Origin of the sequence: Streptomyces pactum (genome assembly GCF_016031615.1) — a bacterium.
Classification (GTDB): domain Bacteria; phylum Actinomycetota; class Actinomycetes; order Streptomycetales; family Streptomycetaceae; genus Streptomyces; species Streptomyces pactus.
Window position 1 is genome coordinate 3,531,900 of sequence record NZ_JACYXC010000001.1, and the last position, 18,518, is coordinate 3,550,417.

Sequence of the window (18,518 nt, forward strand, 5' to 3'; positions counted from 1 at the left end):
TGGCGGTCACCGGCCGGGGGTCGTCCGCTCCGCCCGGCGGAGCAGCAGCGCCGCCAGCACACCGCCCGCCAGCACCGCGGCCGCGCCCACCAGCTGGCTGGTCTCCACCCCGGAGGCGAAGGCGTCGGCCACCGCCTGCCGGTCCTGCGGGGTGCGGGCGGCCTCGACCGCGTCCGGCAGCGACGAGGCACCGGCGGCGACGGCCGGCAGCAGCGCCACGAACCGGGAGTTGAGCACCGCGCCCAGCACGGCCACACCGAGACCGTTGCCGAACTCGGTGAGCGTGCCGTTGACCCCGGCGCCCACACCGGCCTTCTCCGGCGGGATCGCCGACATGATCGCGGTGGCCATGGCCGGCATGGATATCGCGATGCCGATACCCATCAGCACCAGCCCGACGAGCATCCCGGAGTAGTCGTCCGCGCCCAGCGTGGCGATGGCCGCGAGGCCGCCCGCGATCGTGCCCATGCCGATCACGATGGTGAGCGGCGTGCCGAGCTTCGGCAGCAGCCGCGCGCCCACGCCCGAGACGTTGAGCACCACGATCACCAGCGCGAGGGGCGCGGTGCGCAGCCCGGCGTCCAGCGGGTCGTACCCGAGGACGAACTGGAGGTGCTGGGTGAGCAGGAAGAGCGAGCCGCCCATGCCGAAGGCGACCAGGATGCCGCCGGCCACCGCGCCGACGAAGCGGCGGTCGGCGAAGAACGCCATGTCCAGCATCGGATACGGGATGCGGCTCTCCCACACCGCGAACACGGCGAGCACCACCACTCCGACGGCGGCGGACACCAGCACCTTGGCGGACGTCCAGCCGTCCTCCGGCCCGGAGATGATGGCGAAGACGACCCCGGTCATACCGATGGTGGAGAGCAGCGCACCCACCAGGTCGGGCCGGTCACCGGACGGGTTCTTCGACTCCGGGACCATCTTGAGCACGGCCACCAGCCCGATCGCCGCGACCGGGATGTTGATCAGGAAGATCGAGCCCCACCAGAAGTGGTCCAGCAGGACGCCGCCGATCAGCGGACCGCCCGCGAAACCGAGCGAGCTGACCGCACCCCACACACCGATCGCCTTGGTGCGCTCGCTCTCGTCGAAGATCTGCACCACCACCGCGAGCGTGGTGGTCATCAGCACCGCACCGCCGATGCCCATGCCCGCGCGGGCGGCGATCAGCTGGCCGGCGCTCTCCGACATCCCGGCGATGAACGATCCGATCCCGAACAGGGCCAGCCCGATGGCGAGCATCTTCTTGCGCCCGTAACGGTCGGCGGCGCTGCCCGCGGTGAGCAGCAGACCCGACTGGACCAGGGAGTACGCGTTGATCATCCACTGGATGTCCGCGGTGGAGGCGTCCATCTCCCGGGTGAGGGAGGGGATGGCGACGTTGAGCACCGTGTTGTCCAGCAGCACGGTGAGCTGCGCCAGACAGATGACGCCCAGGATCAGCCAGCGCTGCGGATGACCACCGCCCGACGTCGGTGGTGTGGTGGATTCCTCTGCAGCTGTCGCCGACATGACGGCGCCCCCCTTGTACGGTGTACGGCGTATGGGTACAGCTGTACACCGTACAAGTGGTCGGATCCGCTTGTACAACACTTTTCGTGGCCACCGGCGCACGGAGCGGGAGGCACGCGCCCCCGGGCGCGCAGGGGATGGGCGGGAGACCGGGGAGGTCGGTCGCGGGACCGGGAGAACGGGGAGCGGCACGGCGCGGCGCGGCGGCCGGGCGGTACCGGCGGCAGGACCGGCTGCCGGACACCGGGGCCGCCGTCGCCGCGGGGACCACCCCCAGGCCTACCGGGGGCAATGCCGGGTCGGGAGCCCGAGGCACCCGGGGTTCCGGGGCGAGGCCGGTGCGGAAGGACGCCGGGCGCGGGCGCCGAAGACGCCGGAGGGAGAGACGCCAGGGGCGGAGAACGACCGAGGGCCCGGCATCGTAATGATGCCGGGCCCTCGGGTGCGAGTAGCGGGGACAGGATTTGAACCTGCGACCTCTGGGTTATGAGCCCAGCGAGCTACCGAGCTGCTCCACCCCGCGTCGGTAGGTGTAACCCTACGGCAATCCCCCGTCGATAGGAAATCCATTCCCTGCGGCCCCGCCGTACGGCCTTCCGCACGGGTCCCGGAGCCCCGGCCCCGCCGTTGTGACCGGGCAGACCCGGCGGACCGGGTGGGCCGGGTGGACCGGCGGACCCGGCCGACGGCCCGACCGGCCCGGCCCCGCCATCCGCACCCGACCGGCCCGGCTCACCCCGCCCGGCCTCCTGGCCGGCTCCGCCGCCCGCCGTACGGCCCGGGCCCGAGGCGCACGGCCCGGGCGGCGGGGCGCACGGGGCACACGGTCCGCTCTCCGGTGGTGGTTACTTTGCAACGGCGCCGTCTCAGCCCCGCTGCGGGTGGATCTTGACGCCGGGATATGCCATCCACGCCGGACATGATGACCGGGCGACGCCCCCACCGCCGCGCCCGGCCCACCCGCCGCGGCAGCCCGCCGCCGCACCGGGTCCACCCGGGCCGCACCCGCCACGCACACCACAGCACCGACCCACGGGGAATCACCATGCGCATACACCGATCCGCCGCCGTACTCGCCTGTGTCACCGGCTTCGCCCTGCTGGGCACGGCCTGCAACGAGAACAACGCCCAGGGCGGGGGCACCGAGACCCCGACGAAGGGTCCCGCGCCGACGGCGAGCAAGCCGGTGGACGGCGACGCCGGCAAGACCCTGGCCCTGGGCGAGCGGACCACCGTGAGCTACCAGCGCGGCTCCGGGCGCGGCACCGTGCTGAGCGTCACGGCGAAGAGCGTGACCAAGGGCACCGTGTCGGACCTCGACGCGGTGCGGCTGGACGCCGAGGAGCGCGGGATGCAGCCGTACTACGTCACCTTCGACTTCGAGAACACCGGGAAGAGCACCCTCGAATACCCCTTCCTGGCCGGCGCCGCCAAGCTGCGGGACAGCCGCGGCGAGGACGGCACCTCGACCGTCACCGTGGGGGACGAGGTGAAGGAGTGCCCGGCCGCCCCGGTGGACTCCTTCGCCCCCGGCGCCAAGGTCACCCAGTGCGCGGTCTTCCTCCTGCCCGAGGGCGAGCAGCCCTCGGTGATCGTCTACACCGGGGACTACGACAAGGAGCCGGTGTTCTGGCGGGCCGGGAAGTGACGGGGTGACGGACCGCCGGAGCCCCGGACGGGTGTCTCCGGCACCGGCGCCCCGGGTGTCCTGTGATGCCGGCCCCAACCCGGTCGGCGCCACACCTCGTTGCGGAGGCGGCCGGCGACGGGCGGCAGGCGCCTTCCGCGGGCGGCCGCCGGCCGGTGCCTCGGCGGCGGCCGGTGGCGGGCGCCGTGGCCCACCGCACGGCTGCCGTCCCCGCCCTCACCCTCACTGTCACGACGGCGGTCATACCCGCCGCCCCACCACCGTCACCGCAAACGCCAGAGGCCCCTTCCGTGATCGGAAGGGGCCTCTCGGCTGCTGCGCGCTCGGCAGGATTCGAACCTGCAACCTCTTGATCCGTAGTCAAGTGCTCTATCCGTTAAGCTACGAGCGCTTGGCTTCCCGGCGGTTTTTCTTGCCGGTCGGCGTTGCGGGAACAACATTACATGACCTGCGGCGTGAGGCGAAATCCATTCCCCTCACCCCCTCTGACCTGCACAAACGGCCGGACGCAAGATCGTTCAGGGTCGACCCGCGGCGCCCGGGGGCGTGGTGGAACCGGGACCGCGCGCCGCGCGAGGGCGCGCGCGGCGCGGACACGGGGCGTAGCGACGGCGGGACGCGCGACGCCGGTGGCACGGACGGTGCGCACGGGAACGGGACACCGTGCCGGAACGCCGGACGGGCCCGCGGCCCCGGCAGACGCCGGACGGCCCCGCAGACCCGACCCGACATCCGCCGGGCGGACCCGGCGGCGCACACCGGGCGGTCCCGCGGAGACGGCACACGCCGGGCGGAACATGACGAAGGGCCCCCGGTCGGATCGACCGGGGGCCCTCGTACCTGCGGAGGCGGAGGGATTTGAACCCTCGATGGGCGGTAAAACCCAAACCGCATTAGCAGTGCGGCGCCATAGACCGGACTAGGCGACGCCTCCAGCACAGCACCACACTCGCGCGGGCGCGATGCGGCGTGTGTGCAGATGATGGCACAGCCGGACGGCCGACCACCAATCGCGTTCTACGGTACTAGGCCGCCGGGTGGAGCGGCAAAGCCCTTGATGTGCCGCTTCCGTCCGGTACGGCCGCCGCCCGGTACGGCCTCCCCCCTCCCGTGTCACTCCCGCGCCGTCCCTCCCCCGCTGTCCCTCGGCCCCCCTCTCCCCCTCCCTCTCCTTGTGTTCCCTGCCGCCCGCACCGCCGGTCGCCGCGCCGGCCGCACCCGGCCCGTACCGCCCCTCACCGATCCGGGGGGCGCAGCCGTCCCCACGGGCTCGGCCCCCCCACGGACCCCGCCCCCCGGCCGCTTCATGTGCCGCTTCCGTCCGGTACGGCCGCCACCTCGAACACCGCAGCGCCCGGGCGGCGGCGCAACGCGCGGGGCGTACCCGCGTTAGAGAGGACGGCAGGGCAGTGCGCCCTGTCCTCCGTACCCCGGGAGTGCCCGTCATGCCGTTGCGCCGCCTCGCCCTCGCCACCGCCGTGACCGCCGCCGCCATGGCGTCCGTACCGGCCGCCGCCACACCGCTGCCGGACCCGCTGCCGGCCCGGTACGCGCCGGACGCCGCCGCGCACTCCCGCCCCACAACCGCCCCCGGCGGCCCGGCCACCACCGACCAGCTGACCACCGCCGGCCGCCCGACCACCACCGACCACCTGGTCGTCACCGTCTCCGGCACCGGCATCCGGGCCCACGACGGGACGTACACCGTGGACTGTCACCCGAGCGGGGGCACCCATACGGCGGCCGGTGCCGCGTGCGACCGGCTGGACGAGGTGGCGCGGTGGGGCCGGGACCCGTTCGCGCCGGTGCCGCGGGGCACCCACTGCACCATGCAGTACGGGGGGCCGGCCACCGCGCGGGTGGTGGGCGTCTGGTCCGGGCGGCCGGTGAGCGCCCGGTTCAGCCGGGCGGACGGCTGCGAGATCGCGCGCTGGAACCGGCTGGTGCCGCTCCTTCCCGCGACCCACGCGTGACGGAACCCACATGTCCGGGGTGCGGCGAGTCGCACAAGGCCGTGGCAGTACCTCCCCGACTTCCCCCGCTGCCGCGGCACACCCTGCCCGTAGACTCCCTCCTAGTGACACTCCACGGACCGAACGGCAGGATGGCCGCGAGTGTCGGCAAGGTGCGGTAACCAGGGAGGAAGCGTCGTCGTGAGCAGCAGGCCATCCCGAGGCGCTGCTCGCCTCGCAGCCATACTCGACGCCCTCCCCGACGCGTTGTTGCTGGTCAACTGCAACGGGACGGTCGTCAACGCCAATCACATCGCGCTGGAGACCTTCGAGACGCCGGGCACCGCGCTGGTCGGCCGCGGGCTGCTGGACCTGCTGCCGTCGTTCGATTCCAAGCGCATCCCCGGTTCGATGCGCCGCCCGGACGACCGGGAGGGCGGCCGCACCCGGCCGACCCGGATGATCGCCCGGCGCACCGACGGGGTGCAGTTCCCGGTGGAGGTCACCAGCGCCAACCTGGAGGACGGCCGCACCCCCTACGCCGACCACCACAGCTACACCGGCGACGAGTTGCTGATGCTGGTGGTGCGCGACCTCACCGGCACGCTGGACACCGAGGCCGAACTCGCCCGGCAGCAGCGGCAGACCGAGATGATCCTGCGCGCCGCCGCCGAGGGCGTGGTCGGCGTCGACACCGAGGGCAAGGTCGTCCTGGTCAACCCGGCCGCCGCGCAGATCCTGGGGTTCCGCGCCAGCGACCTGGGCGGCCGGGAACTCCACCCGCTGGTGCACCACTCGCGGCCGGACGGCACACCGTTCCCGTACGAGGAGTCCCCGGTCGCCGACACCCTCCGCTCCGGCCGCAAGCACCGGGTCCGCAACCAGGTGCTGTGGGCCAAGGACGGCAGCCAGGTGCCGGTGGACCTCACCACCGCCCCGGTGCGCGACGGGGACCAGCTGGTCGGCGCGGTGATGACGTTCACCGACCGGCGCCCCTACGACGAGATGGTGGCGCAGCAGAACAAGCGCTACGACGACATGCTCGCCGAGCAGAACGAGCGCTACGACACCATGCTCGCCGAACAGGAGGAGCGGTACCGGGCGCTGGAGGCGGAGCAGAACGAGCGCTACGACGCCATGCTCGCCGAGCAGAACGAGCGTTACGACGCCATGCTGGCCGAGCAGGAGGAGCGGTACCGGGCGCTGGAGGAGCGGCACACCCGTGAGGTGCGGTCGCTCGGCTCCCGCAACGCCCAGCTGCTGGCGGTGCTCGACGGCTCGCTGCGCGGTCCGCTGCTGGAGCTGCGCCGCGAACTCGGCACGCTCGCCGACGACCCGGCCGGGCAGCTGTGGCCGGAGGCCAACCAGATCCTGCATCACCTCGCCGCCGGCTACGCCCGGATGACCACGCTGGTGGACAACGTGCTCAGCTACCAGCGGCTGGAGGGAGGACAGGACGAGCCCGTCTTCCGCGAGGTCTCGCTGGACGGGGTGGTGGCGGCCGGGGTGGACGGCGCGGTCGAGCTGATCGGCCCGGGACGCGCGCAGTTCGCGGTGCACGCGCCGCCGATCCGCGCCGAGGTGGACCCGGAGCGGCTGGCGCAGGCGCTGGCGCACCTGATCGCGGACGTCGCCGGGGTGGACCCGACCGGCCACGCGATGGGCGGTGCCACCGGCGACTCCACCATCGTGGTCGCCGCGGCACAGCGCGGCGAGGTGGTGCGCATCGAGGTGCGCGGGCCCTACCCGGGCGGCCACCCGGTGCACGGTCCGATCGTGCGCGGCGTGGTGCGGCGGCACGGCGGCGTCCTCCAGACCCACCAGCTGCCGGGGACCGGCGGGACCGCCTTCGTCCTGGAGGTGCCGCTGACGGCCGCGGCCCGGGAGGCGGCGGCCGGGGACGGCGCGGCGGCGGGCCGTGCGCCGGCGGGCGGCACCTCCGGCGGCGGCTCCGGCACGGTGGCCGGCGCTACGGCGGGCGGCGGCACGGCGGGTGGCGGTACGGCGGGCGGCGGTACGGCGGGCGGCGGTACGGCGGGCGGCGGTACGGCGGGTGGCGGCACGGTGGCCGGCGCCGCGGCGTCCCCTGACGGTGCCTCGGGGACCCCCGACGGCGTACCGGGGGCCCCTGACGGGGTTTCGGGTGCCGTGCGGCCGGGGCCGGCCGGCGGACCCGCGGACGGCAAGGCCACGGGCGGTGCCGGTGCCGCCGGGGCGGCGGCACCGGACGGTACCGGCGAGGTGGACACCACCGGGGCCGTCGCGGGCGCGCCGTCCGGCCGCCGGGCCCGGCGGGCCGGTGCTCCGGCGGGCGGTACGGACGGCGCCGGCACCCGGGCCGGGGACACCCTGGCCGGAGGCACCGCGGGCGGAGGCACCGCGGGCGGGGCGGACGGCGCGCTGCCGGGCGGCGGCGCCGCCGGGCTGCACGGCGACGGCGCTGACGGCAACACCCCGGTCCCCCCGGTCGGCGCTCCCGGCGTGCCCGGCGGCCCCGGTGCACTCGGCGTCCCCCGCGCCGTACCCGGCGTGCCCGGTGGGCCGGGCGTTCCGGGTGGGCCCGGTGGGCCGGGCGTTCCGGGTGGGCCCGGCGTTGCCGGTGGGCCCGGCGTGCCGACCCCGGCCGGCGGGGTTCCGGCCCACGGTCTTCCGGCCGGCGGCCCGGCGCACGGCGCGAGCCCGGCGGCCGACGGTGACGCGGAGGGCACGGACGGGTCGGGTACGGCGATGCTGCCGCCGCCGACCGGCCGGCGCCGGGCCCGCCCCCGGCCGCAGGAGGGACCGCACCCGGCGGCCGGCGTGCCCGGCCCGGACGCCGGCCCCGGCACGCCCGGACACGGCCCCGGCCCGGACGCCGGCCCCGGTGACCCGGCCCTCCCCGGTGACCCCGCCCGGGGCGCCGGCCCCACCCCGCCGGGCACCGCGCTGCCGGCGCCCGGCGGCCCCTACCCCGCGCCGACCGGCCGGCGGGCGCGCCGCAGCCACGCGGGACCGGCCGAGCGGACCGAGGCCGCGCCGGCGCCCGGCGGTCAGCCGGCCGGCCGCGCCGCGTTCGCGCTGCCGCCCGCCGCCGCCGACGCCGCCCGCGCCCAGGGGCCCGGACCGGCCGGCATGGCACCGGTCGCGCCGGGGGCCCACGCACCCGCCGCCCCGGGCGTACCGGGCCACCGCGGCCCGGCCACGGCCGGCCACGGCCCGTCCGGGCCGGTACCGGGAGACCACCGGGCCCCCGCGGAGCAGGGCGCCCCCGGACCCCGGGGCGTCCCGGGGAACCCGGGGGTTCCGGGCGACCAGGGTGTTCCCGGCGCTCGGGGTGTCCCCGGGGGCCGGGGCGCCGAGCCGCCGGCCGGTCCGGTCGCCGCCCTGCCCGCCCAGGCCGGCCCGGTCGAGCCGCCGTTCCCCGCCCAGGTCCCGCCGGGCACCGGCCGGCGCCGCGCCCGCCGCACGCTGGCCGAGGTGCCCGGCGACGCACCGGTGGGTCAGGGCCAGGGGCGGCCGGCCGCGCACGCCGCCGAACCGTCCGGCGCCCGGGCGCCGTTCGCCCTGCCCCCGGCCGCGGCCGACCGCGCGCCGCACGGCGACCTCCCCGCCGGGCTGGGCCCGGCCGGGCTGCTGCCGGCCCAGGGCCGGCCCGGTGCGGCCCCGGCGGCGGACGCCGCCCCTCCGCGGGACGCCTGGGGCGGACCGGCCGCCACCCCGCCGGCGGACACGCCGCACGGCGGGGTGCCCGGGACGGGGCACCGCCGGGTGCCCCCGGCCGGGCCCGCACCGCACGGCGGCCGGCCGCCGGCCGCCGGGGCGCAGCCCGGGGACGCGTGGCCGCCGGCCGGTCCGGGCACCGCCCCGGCCGCCGGTCCCGGGGCCGCAGGAGGCCCGGTCGGCGCGGCCGGGCCGGGGACGGCCGCCCCCGGTACGCCCGGTGGCCGCTCCGCGACCGGCCCGCTCGGCGGTCGGCCGGCACCCGGTGGGCCGGCGCCCGGACGACCCGACGTACCCGGAGAGAATCCGGCCGGCCCGCCGCGGCCCGCCGGCGTACCGCACCCGTCCGGCCCCGGGGCGGCCGGACCGGAACCGGCACGGCCCGCAGCGCCCGCCGCCCCCGGATTCACCGGCGCGCCCGCGCGGCCCGGTGCCCCCGGCCCGGTCCCGCACCCCGGCCACGACGGCACCGGCGAGGAGGCGGGCGCGGCGGCCGTGCCCGCGCTGCCCGCCGCCCGCAGCGCGCCCGACGACCTCGGGTACGCCCCGGAGAACCCCTATCCGCAGGCACCGGGGCAGCCCGCGCCGGCCGGCGGGCCCATGGGGGTCGAGGAGGGCACCGGACGCCGCCGGGCCCGGCGGTCGCTCGCCGCCGACCCCCCGCGGCAGCCGCTGCCCGGGGACGTCCCGGAGGGATACGGCACCCCGGCCGGCCCCGACGGCCCGGCTCCCGGTACCGCCGCGCCCGGTACCGGTGGCCACCGCGCCGCAGGACCGGCGTCCGGGGCCGCCGGGCCGGAGCACGTGCCCGGCCGCGCGCCGGGCCACGGACTCGGCCCCGGCGACCCGGCCGGCCCCGCCACCCCGTCCGGCGGGGTGCCCGCCCGGTCGCATGCCGCCCACGGTCCCGAGGACCCGCCCGGCCTGCCCCCGGCGCGCCGCGCTGTCCGCACCGCCCGCCCCCGGCCAGGCGTACGACCCGGACGCCTCCCAGGGCCGGTCGATCAGCGTGCGCACCCTGGGGCAGGGCGTGGCGTTCACCCAGCACCCCGGCGAGCAGCAGGGCCGGCCCGGTCAGGCCGGCGCGGGCTCCGGACGGCGGCGCAAGCTGGCGGCGCGGCCCGAACCGGCCGAGGACCCGGCCGCGCCCGCGGCGCTGGAACCGGCGGGCCGCCGCCGTGCCCAGCCCGCGCCCGGACAGCCGCACCTGCCCGGGCCGGGACAGCCGCACCTGCCGGGACCGGCCGCCGCCGCACCGGGGCGGGCCTTCGCCATCGGCGCGCCGGACGAGGGGGCCGAGGGGCCCGAGCCGCTCGACGGCCCCAACGGCGCGGTGGAGGTGGTGGACGACCGGATGCCGCCGCTCGACGACGAGCTGCCGCCGGAGCCGCTGGACAACCCGCGCCGGCTGCTGGTCTGGCCGGCGCCGGACATCTCCACCCAGCAGGCGCTGAGCGACCGCGGCTACCGGCCGGTGATCGTCAACTCCCGGGAGGAGGTGGACGCGCAGATCGCGGCCTACCCGGCCGCGCTGTTCGTGGACCCGCTGACCGGACCGGTCACCCGGACCGCCCTGCAGGCGCTGCGGAACGCGGCGGTGGCCGCCGAGGTGCCCGTACTGGTCACGGCCGGCCTCGGCCAGGCCACCCGGGAGGCGGCGTACGGCGCGGACCCGGCCGTCCTGCTCAAGGCGCTGGCCCCGCGGGACGGCGAACAGCACCCGGCCCGGGTGCTGCTGATCGAGGAACAGGAGCCGATCGCCGCCGCGCTGACCGCGACCCTGGAGCGGCGCGGCATGCAGGTCGCCCGGGCCGGCACCGACGCGGACGCGGTCGCCCTCGCCACCCAGACACGGCCGAACCTGGTGGTGATGGACCTGATGCAGGTGCGCCGCCGCCGGGCCGGCATCGTGGACTGGCTCCGCGGCAACGGGCTGCTCAACCGCACCCCGCTGGTGGTGTACACCTCGGCCGGCATCGACCCCGGCCAGCTCTCCCGGCTGGCGTCCGGCGAGACGGTGCTCTTCCTCGCCGAACGCTCCACCAGCGCGGAGGTGCAGGCGAGGATCGTGGACCTGCTGGCGAAGATCGGCACCAACTGAGCGACGGCGGCCCGGCCCGAGCCCGCCCGGTCCGCCCGTATCCGGTGCGGGGCCGGCCGTCGAAGCGGGGGCCGGTCGCCGGTGCGAGGGCCGGTCGCCGATGCGCCGTTGCTCCGGCCGTAGCGAGTGCGGGGGTCGCCGCCGTGCGGGTCCGGCCGTAACAGGGGTACGGGAGCCCGTCACCGCGGTACGGGTCCGGCCCCCGTCAACACGGAGCACGGCGGCCCTGGCATGCGGGTCCAGCCACCACGGAACCCGGGCGCGGCGGCCGGGACGTACAGGTCCGGCCGTACCGGGGAACGGGAGCCGGCCGCCGCCGGCCCGGCGCACGGTGCCCGGCCGCCGGCCGGTACGGGCCGGTCGCCTTCCGGGGTGACCTGCGCTCTCCCGGCGCCGGACACCGGTCCCTCCGGGCCGCGTCCCCTACGAAAGGACCCCCGCCCGGACCGGCACAGCTCACCGGCCGCGCCGGGGCCGCCTGCGGGGACGCCCGCTCCTCGTCACGCAGGTCGCCCGTCCGCCCCTCCCTCCGCACGAGACCCGGTGCGTCGTGGGCCGGCCACCGGCCCGTACGGGGAGACCCGGCGGGAGGACGAAGCCGACCACCGGCCCGTAGGGGCGCCCGGCCGGGAACGGAGCCGGTCGCCGGTCCGCCCGGACCGACCCGTACGGGTACGCCACGCGGCCGCGGCCGGCCGACGGCCGCCCCTACGGGCTACGCGTCGCCCACCGACGGCCCGCCCACGCCCGCGACGGGTCGGTACCGGGAGGCGTCACCGGGCCGCCTCACCCCCGTCGCCCGCCGGCCCCCCACCGGCCGGGAGGGGTCGCCGCCGGGCCGTGCCGGGTGTGGGTTCCACCGGCCCGTCACCCGATCACGCCGGTCTCGTCCGCCGCGCCGGTCTCGACCGCCGCCTCGGGCCCGTCCGTCTCGTTCGGTCACCCGGCCACGTCGGTCACCCGGGTACCCGGCGGCGTCGGTCACTCAGTGGCGTCGGTCACGTCGGTCACGTCCAGGTCGCCCTCGGCGTACTGCCTCCGGATCACCTTCTTGTCGAACTTGCCGACGCTGGTCTTGGGCACCGCCGGGATCAGCGCCCACCGCTCCGGCAGCTGCCAGCGGGCGACACGTTCGGCGAGGAACGCCCTCAGCTCCGGGTACCCGGCGGTGGCGCCTTCCTTCAGCACCACGGTGGCGAGCGGGCGTTCGCCCCACTTCTCGTCGGGCACGGCGACCACCGCGGCCTCAGCGACGTCCGGGTGCCCCATCAGGTGGTTCTCCAGGTCCACCGAGGAGATCCACTCGCCGCCCGACTTGATGACGTCCTTGGCCCGGTCGGTGAGGGTGAGGAAGCCGTCCGGGCTGATGGTGCCGACGTCGCCGGTGCGCAGCCAGCCGTCCTCGCTGAACTTGTCGTCCGGACGGAAGGGCTCCTCGGCGGCGCCGCCGAAGTACGCGCCCGCGATCCACGGGCCGCGCACCTCCAGCTCACCGGCGGACTCGCCGTCCCAGGGCTGGAAACCACCACCGGGCGCGGCCAGCCGGGCCTCCACCGAGGCGGGGAAACGGCCCTGGGTGGCCCGGTACCCCCACGCCTCCTCCTCGGACACTCCGGCGGGCGGATGGGCGACCGTGCCGAGCGGCGAGGTCTCGGTCATGCCCCAGGCGTGGATGACGCGCAGCCCGTGCCGCTCCTGGAACGCCCGCATCAGCGCGGGCGGACAGGCCGCCCCGCCGATGACCACGCTGCGCAGCGAGGAGACGTCACGGGGACGGGCGTCGAGTTCGGCGAGCAGGCCCTGGAAGATGGTGGGCACCGCGGCGGCGATGGTGGGCCGCACCGTCTCGATCATCTCGGCGAGCGGCGCCGGCTGGAGGAAGCGGTCCGGCATCAGCATCGAGGTGCCGGCCATGAACGACGCGTGCGGGGTGCCCCACGCGTTGACGTGGAACATCGGCACCACCGGCAGCAGCAGGTCGGCGGCGCCCAGGGCGAACGCCTCGGCGGAGTTGACCTGCATCGAGTGCAGGTAGATCGAGCGGTGGCTGTAGGCCACGCCCTTGGGGTCGCCGGTGGTTCCGGAGGTGTAGCAGAGCGCGGCGGCGTCCCGCTCGTCCACCTCCGGCCAGTCGTACGCGACCGGGCGGCCCGCGATCAGCTCCTCGTAGTCGTGCACCCGGGCGGCGCATCCCGCCAGCGGGGTCAGGTCCCCCGGCCCGCTGACGACCACGTGCTCCACGGTGGGCAGCTGGGGCAGCAGCGGCGCGAGCAGCGGGACCAGCGAACCGTTGACGATGATCACCCGGTCGGCGGCGTGGTTGACGATCCAGGCCAGCTGGTCCGCCGGCAGCCGCAGGTTGAGCGTGTGGAGCACCGCCCCCATGGAGGGGATCGCCAGGTACGCCTCCATGTGCTCGGCGTTGTTCCACATCAGGGTGGCCACCCGCTGGTCCCCGTCCACCCCCAGCTCGTCCCCCAGCGCGTGCGCCAGCTGCGCCGCCCGTGCGCCGACCTCCCCGAAGGTGCGCCGCACCGGTGCCTGGCCCGGCACCCCGGTCCACGTGGTGACGGTGGAGCCGCTGTGCACGGTCGAGCCGTGCCGCAGGATGCGGCTCACGGTCAGGGGAACGTCCTGCATCGTGCTCAACACGGGGGAGCCTCCCGAGGGCGAGGTTACGCGCGGGTAAGGGTTCCGCTGATTGTGCTGTCATACCTAGCGGTATGTCACTACCTGCGAAGACGCGGTTCGGTGAAGCCGCCCGCCGCGCGGGCCGGGCGAGCCGGCCTTCCGACCGGCGGAAACGGGCCCCGCGACCCGGCGGGAACACCCCTACGGCCCGACGGGGACATCCCCCCTACGGGTCGGACACCGGCCCTGCGGGTACACCCCTCCGGGCCGACGTGAACGCCCTCCGGGACGGCGGGCCGGACCTGCACCCGGCGGAGTCGGATCTGGACCGGTGGTGGTGAGTCCTGCTGCGGTCCGGTGCCGGCCCCCCGCCGCCCCGCGCCCCGCGCTCGTTCGCCCTGCGCCCCGCGCCCGGTCGCGCCACGCCCCGCCGCCCCCGCCCGTACGCGCGACCGTCCGCCCGTACGCGCGACCGCCCGGCCGGCTCGACCCGGGCCGGCCCCTGCTCCTGCCCGCGTGGCGCCGCCCGGCACGAGCACGCCCGGCCCCGACCCCGGCCCCCGGCCCTCCCCCCGTCCGCCCTGCTCGCCCCTGCGCGTCCTTGTCGTACCGCCCAACGCCGGTGCTCGCGGACCGGTCGCCGGTACGCCGGTCATCCTGCTGCCGGGAGTCCCGGTCCCCGCCGCGCATCCCGCACCCCCACCCGTACCCACGGGGTGTCACCCACCGGTGTCCGCACCCGCCGGTGAACGCACCCGCCGGGTACCGCTCATCCGCGGGGCGTCCCGCGCCCGGCCGGTTCAGCGGGCGTGGAGCAGCTCGGGGTCCTCCCGCAGTTTGCCGAGCGCCCGGGAGACCGCGCTCTTGACCGTGCCCACCGACACCCCGAGCACCTCCGCCGTCTGCGCCTCGCTCAGGTCCTCGTAATACCTGAGGACGACCATGGCCCGCTGGCGTGCGGGGAGCCTGAGCACCGCGCGCCACATCGCGTCCCGCAGCATCTGCCGTTCCGCCGGGTCGGTGGCCGGTACCGGCTCGGGCTCCGGCAGCTCCGCGCAGATGAACTCGTCGATCCGGCGCTTGCGCCACTGCGACGTGCGGGTGTTCAGCAGCGCCCGCCGGACGTAGCCGTCCAGGGCCCGGTGGTCCTCGATCCCCTCCCACGCCAGATACGTCTTGGTCAGCGCGGTCTGCAGCAGATCCTCCGCGTCGCAGTGGCTGGCGGTCAGCGAACGGGCGGTACGCATCAGTGCCGGCCCCCGGTCCCGGAGGTAGGAGGTGAACGTCGGGAACCCAGCGCTGGATGCGGTGGTGCATACGGGGGTGGTCATGGCCTCCACGCTAGGAGTGCCGCACCACCTGACGTATCGGCCGTAGGTGCCGAAGCCGGGTCACCCTCTGGTTGTAGGGGTGGTGCAAGCACCACCTCCTGGGGTCGGAGGAGGTGGTGCCCGCCCCTCAGGGTTGTTCCGGGCGGGGCCCCGGCCGGGGGCCCCGGCCCGGCTCACCGGACGATGGCGACGGGGGCGTCCACCAGGTTCCGGTCGATGCGCAGGGTCCGCCCACCGTGCCGCTCGCCGACGTTGCCCGCGTACTGGTGGATGCGGCGGTGCGGGTGCCAGGCCGAGGAGCTCAGCGCCGGCTCGCCGTACAGGGCGGCCTTCTTCCCCCAGCGCGCGAACCACATGGCGGAGGGCAGGTCGCGGACGCCGGACCGCCGGGCGCTCTCCAGGTGGCGGATGCCGGAGTTGGCGCTGCTGTAGAAGCCGGGGAAGTAGCCGCGGGAACGCACCTCGCGGTTCCAGCCCCGGATGTACTGCAGGGTGGACCGGGCGCACTTGGTGTTCTTCCGGTCGTACGCCTCCATGTCGAGGTAGAGCGCGCTGCGCTTGATCATCCCGAGCTCCTGCGCGCGGCGGACCGCGTCGCGCCCCTCCCGGCGGCCCTGCTCCCAGGGCCGGCTGCCCATCCTTACGTCCCACTTGGACTTGTTGCGGACGCACGGGGACTGGGAGCCGACGTAGACCGGGAGCAGCTCCCAGCCCAGTTCCCTCGCCCCCAGCGCCCAGGCGCGGCTGAGCAGCGGCTGCTTGACGCAGTGCCGGCCGCGACCGCCGTAGTAGATGCCCACCGCCCGGTACGGCGAGGAGCGCCAGGCGCGCAGCGTCGCCAGCGAGGGGGCGTGGCAGGTGTCGAAGGCACGGCCCTTGAAGATCCGGGCGCCGTACACCTGCGGGTCGGGCAGCATCCCGGCCACCCGCGCCTCCGCTTCCTCCTCCGGCGCTCCCGGAGCCTCGGGGGCGGCCGGGGTCAGGGGTGTCTCGGGGACCCCCGAGGTACCGGATGCCTGAGCCGGCCCGGTGGTCCCAGTGGTCCCGGGTACCGGGGACGCGCCCGGACGGGCGGCCTCGGCGGACCCGGACGGGGACTGGGGGGTGGCCCCCGGGCCGGTCCGCGGGTCGGCGGCGGACTGCGGTCCCGGGTCGGTCAGCGCACCGCGGCCGGCCGCCGGGCCGGGCCGGAGCGGGTGGGGTGCGGGGCGGACGGATTCCGGCGCCCTGACCCGCGACCCGCCGGGCACGGGCTGCACCACGGCGGGCGGCGGCGCCGCGTGGGCCTGCTGCGGGGCGGCCGCCCGGGAGACCGCACCGGCCGTGGACGCGGTGGCGGGTACGGCACCGGTCACGGAGGCGGTGGCGGGGACGGCGCTGCCGACCGCCAGCCCGGTCAGCGCCGCACAGAGGCCGACCACATATCTGATGATCCCTTTTTGTCGGTCCATACCGGGAGTGAAGGCGCCGGTCACCGCCGGACCCGGGTGACACGCCCGCACCGGCCCCGTGGTTCAGCCGTCTGCCCCGCCGCGCGGTCTGACCGTCTACCTCACCTGAATCCCTTGGGTCACGTCACCGCATCACCACAACTCGCCGTTCCCGTCATCGGTGCTGTCCCGGCGCCGGTGCGCCGCTGAGGCAGAAATGCCCCCGGCCGGCCGGGCACATTCCCCTCAAGACAGCGATTCCCCCGCAGGTATGACCATCAGCACTCAAACCCCCCATGCCTCCGCAAGCCCCCGTGCTGCGACCGAGAACCCCGGCCGGCGGCACCGCTTTCCGGGCAGCCCGGGCCGAAGTCCCCTGGGGCCCGAGGCACTCCCGAGCGAGGGGTGCGCGCGCCGGGGCCGCGACCGCGTGGCGCGGCGGACCGTCCGCACCGCCCACCACGATCACGTCCCACTCATCTTTTTTCGCGCCGCCCGGCCTTCTCCTGTGCCGATACGACGATCCGCTCTTCCCCCGGCCGCCCGGGCCGGCCGACCCCCCGTGACCGGTGGGCCACGGACGGGCCGGACACACCGGCCGACGGCAGCGGACAGGGGCGGTACGCAGGCCACCCCGCGCCTGCGCGGGGACCACGCCGATTCGGGCTGGGCGGAGGACGCCGACCAGCTGGTGGTGGGCACGTCCGCGGTGATCGAGTGGCGCGGCGGCGGACCCGACGTCCGGTGAGCCGCGCCGGAGACCGGTCCGAGGCGGCGTCCTCGTCACCCTGCCGTTGCAGCGCGTCCTAGCCGGCCTGGTCGGCCTGCCGGATGCCGTCCAGGTAGGCGTCCAGGTATTCGCTCTCGGTCAGCCAGGTGCAGGTGTCAGGGCGCGGGTCTGCTTCCACGTCGCCGTCCGCGTCGGTGGCCCGCTCGTTCGGTGACCGCGTCGACGCAGAGCTCCATGTCCCTTTCCTTCTGCGCGGCGGCCTCCTCCTCGGTGAGCGACGACTTCAGGGTGTGGCCGGTCCGGCTGGGTCCGGGCCTGTCGGTGTTGCCCTCGATGCTGGAGCAGCCGGCCAGGAGCACGGCGGTGGTGGGCACGGCGAGCAGGGTGGCGATGAGGCGGATGCGCATGGGTCCCCCTGGTGGCTGGTGGTGGGACGCATCATGCGGGGCGCGGGGGCGGTGTGGGGTGGCGTGATGGAATTGTGGCCGGGACCTGAACCAAGGCCGCTGGTCGGTGATTTGCAGGAGCCCGGAGTAGTAGGCGTGCTCTTTCGGGACGCCGGTCATCGATCGCGGCGCTTCCCGGTGTCCGTCCGCAGCGGCTCGTCGGTTCCGCGGCGCGAACGCGGTGCCGGCCCGGTTCAACTGGGCGCGCACCGGGTCCAGCCGGTACAGCCGACCGGGCCGCTCGCGAGCCGCGCGGAGGTCAGGGACGCCGGAGGCGGATCATGGCCGGGCTCCAGAGCGAGGGAACCGCTCCATCCGGCGGCAGGGGAGCCGTCCGGGCCGGAGCGGGGGACGAGGCCCGGGAGGAGATCAGCTCCCGGTAGTCCGTGTCCGGCCCGGGCGCGGGGGTGGCGCGGGGCCTGCGCACCTGTGAACGCCGCGCCTCCGCCGACACCCGGCCCAGCTCGGGTGCGGCCTGTGCCGCCAGCCAGTCCGGGCCGTGCAGTGCGGACTCCAGGTCGTCCGGGGCGCGCTGCGGATCCTTGATGTGGTCGGCGATCACCAGGCCACGGACGAAGCGCAGCACGGCCCGGTCGCCGGGCCGTTCGATCCAGGTGCTCAACGCCATGTCGCAGCAGCGCAGCGCGGTCTTCGGCTGCCGGAGCAGCAGGGCCGAGCACACGTCCATCAGCCAGGCATCCGGGGTGAACGATCCTCCGCCGCTGACGCGCCAGGACATCGCCGCGCGATACAGCTCGTACCCCTCATCCGCGTCGAGAAGCCGGAGGCACTGTTCGCGCCACCACGAAGCGGGGCGCCCGGCGAGCCGCGCAGACGTTGCACCCATGCCCGGCACTCTACCGATCAGGAGGCAGGCTCCCGCCAGGGTCATGTGTTCCGGTGGAGCCGCCCGTCCATGACCGGGCGGAGGCCGAGGAGCGCCCCCGGTGCCGCGACCCCGGGGTCGCGCTCCTCCTTGTGCTGCCGGCACGGTCCCCACTTCTCCCGACCGCCGCTGGGCGGCCCGGTCCT

Annotated in this window: 8 protein-coding genes, 3 tRNA genes and 2 pseudogenes; 4 read left to right on the forward strand and 9 right to left on the reverse strand. The window is 76.4% G+C overall.

The features are described 5' to 3' along the window. Positions 1 to 6 precede the first annotated feature (6 nt). A complete protein-coding gene (locus IHE55_RS14005; protein WP_197989332.1) occupies positions 7 to 1,518 on the reverse strand; it encodes an MFS transporter in 1,512 nt (503 codons plus the stop codon). Positions 1,519 to 1,967: 449 nt separating this feature from the next. Then, positions 1,968 to 2,041 (reverse strand) — tRNA-Met (locus tag IHE55_RS14010). 522 nt (positions 2,042 to 2,563) lie between these two features. On the opposite strand from IHE55_RS14010, the gene IHE55_RS14015 reads away from it, so the two are divergent. Then, the gene (locus tag IHE55_RS14015) at positions 2,564 to 3,166 is read left to right on the forward strand and encodes a hypothetical protein (RefSeq protein WP_197989333.1); all 603 of its coding nucleotides are present in this window, start codon (positions 2,564 to 2,566) and stop codon (positions 3,164 to 3,166) included. Between the two features lie 318 nt (positions 3,167 to 3,484). Here the strand turns inward: IHE55_RS14015 and IHE55_RS14020 are convergent. Next, positions 3,485 to 3,557 (reverse strand) — tRNA-Arg (locus IHE55_RS14020). Positions 3,558 to 4,009: 452 nt separating this feature from the next. After that, positions 4,010 to 4,100, reverse strand: a tRNA-Ser gene (locus IHE55_RS14025). Between the two features lie 511 nt (positions 4,101 to 4,611). Between IHE55_RS14025 and IHE55_RS32270 the strand changes: the two genes are divergently transcribed. The 3 genes and pseudogenes from IHE55_RS32270 to IHE55_RS33125 all read left to right on the forward strand — a co-directional run. Continuing rightward, on the forward strand, positions 4,612 to 5,139 hold the full coding sequence (locus tag IHE55_RS32270; protein ID WP_197989334.1) for an SSI family serine proteinase inhibitor: 528 nt from the start codon (positions 4,612 to 4,614) through the stop codon (positions 5,137 to 5,139). A gap of 180 nt (positions 5,140 to 5,319) precedes the next feature. Continuing rightward, positions 5,320 to 6,999: pseudogene (locus IHE55_RS33120) on the forward strand (PAS domain-containing protein); the annotation flags it as partial. A gap of 2,602 nt (positions 7,000 to 9,601) precedes the next feature. After that, positions 9,602 to 10,918: pseudogene (locus tag IHE55_RS33125) on the forward strand (response regulator transcription factor); the annotation flags it as partial. A 981-nt stretch (positions 10,919 to 11,899) separates the two neighbouring features. Here IHE55_RS33125 and IHE55_RS14045 read toward each other — a convergent pair. The 5 genes from IHE55_RS14045 to IHE55_RS14065 form a co-directional block, all read right to left on the reverse strand. Then, positions 11,900 to 13,570, reverse strand: coding sequence for a long-chain fatty acid--CoA ligase (locus tag IHE55_RS14045; protein WP_197989335.1), 1,671 nt, complete (start codon positions 13,568 to 13,570; stop codon positions 11,900 to 11,902). A 779-nt stretch (positions 13,571 to 14,349) separates the two neighbouring features. Beyond that, entirely contained in the window at positions 14,350 to 14,880 is a 531-nt protein-coding gene (locus IHE55_RS14050) for a SigE family RNA polymerase sigma factor (RefSeq protein ID WP_197989336.1), read from the reverse strand. A gap of 173 nt (positions 14,881 to 15,053) precedes the next feature. After that, a complete protein-coding gene (locus IHE55_RS32650; protein ID WP_307826655.1) occupies positions 15,054 to 16,331 on the reverse strand; it encodes a DUF1906 domain-containing protein in 1,278 nt (425 codons plus the stop codon). Between the two features lie 864 nt (positions 16,332 to 17,195). Next, on the reverse strand, positions 17,196 to 17,447 hold the full coding sequence (locus IHE55_RS14060) for a hypothetical protein (protein ID WP_197989337.1): 252 nt from the start codon (positions 17,445 to 17,447) through the stop codon (positions 17,196 to 17,198). A 298-nt stretch (positions 17,448 to 17,745) separates the two neighbouring features. After that, complete coding sequence (locus IHE55_RS14065) at positions 17,746 to 18,333, reverse strand: hypothetical protein (RefSeq protein WP_197989338.1); 588 nt, start codon at positions 18,331 to 18,333, stop codon at positions 17,746 to 17,748. Positions 18,334 to 18,518: the final 185 nt, after the last annotated feature.